This window comes from Vibrio sp. 10N.222.48.A3 (assembly GCF_041475345.1).
Lineage (GTDB): Bacteria > Pseudomonadota > Gammaproteobacteria > Enterobacterales > Vibrionaceae > Vibrio > Vibrio tasmaniensis_A.
This window is the reverse complement of sequence record NZ_JBFRVX010001073.1, coordinates 1-975: the sequence shown is the minus strand read 5'-3', so window position 1 is coordinate 975 and position 975 is coordinate 1. Positions and strand designations below refer to the sequence as shown.

The 975-nt window shown below is 44.8% G+C and carries 1 protein-coding gene; it reads left to right on the top strand.

Going from position 1 to position 975, the window contains the following annotated elements; translation table 11 throughout:
- Positions 1 to 975, top strand: a 975-nt coding sequence (locus AB4653_RS23730; protein ID WP_372105474.1) for a family 1 glycosylhydrolase, incomplete at both ends; no start/stop codon positions are given.

Below are 975 nucleotides of genomic sequence, written 5' to 3'. Positions count from 1 at the left end.
ACCATCGATACAAAGAAGACATTAAGTTATTTTCTGAGATGGGCTTTAAGTGCTTCCGAACCAGTATTGCTTGGACGCGTATTTTCCCAAATGGCGATGAAGCCGAGCCGTGTGAAGCGGGTTTAGCGTTTTACGATGATTTGTTTGATGAGCTGTTGAAATACGATATTCAGCCAGTGGTAACACTGAGTCACTTTGAAATGCCTTACCACCTAGCTAACGAATATGGCGGCTGGATGAACCGAAAAGTGATCGACTTCTTCGTTAAGTACTCGACTACGGTAATGGAACGCTACCAGCACAAGGTGAAGTACTGGATGACGTTTAACGAGATAAATAACCAGATGAACACTTCGGCAGACATCTTCGGTTGGTTGTGCTCTGGTGTTAAGTTCCCGCAATGTGAAAAGCCGCAAGAAGCCATGTATCAAGCGGTTCACCATCAGTTTGTTGCAAGTGCTTTGGTGGTTAAGAAAGGTCACGAGATCAACCCAGAACTTCAGATTGGTGCAATGTGTGCGATGGTGCCTTTCTATCCTCGTTCTTCAAAGCCAGAAGATATCATGGTGGCACAGCAAGCGATGCGTGATCGTTACTTCTTCTCAGATGTGATGGTTCGTGGTCATTACCCAAATTACGCTAAGCGTGACTGGGCAATCAAAGGCTTCAATATTGAAATGCAGCCAGAAGATGAGCAAATCTTGAAAGAAGGTAAAGCGGATTACTTAGGCTTTAGCTACTACATGTCGAATACCTTGGATTCTTCTTCGCATCAGTCAACCGAAGAAGCGATGGACGGCGGTCATGAGAACTCGGTCGATAACCCATTTATCCAGTCTAGCGATTGGGGCTGGCCAATTGATCCAACAGGTTTACGTTTCTGTTTAGCGTCTCTGTATGAACGTTATGAAGTGCCATTGTTTATTGTTGAGAACGGTTTTGGCGCTGTTGATACCATTGAAGAAGATGGCAGCA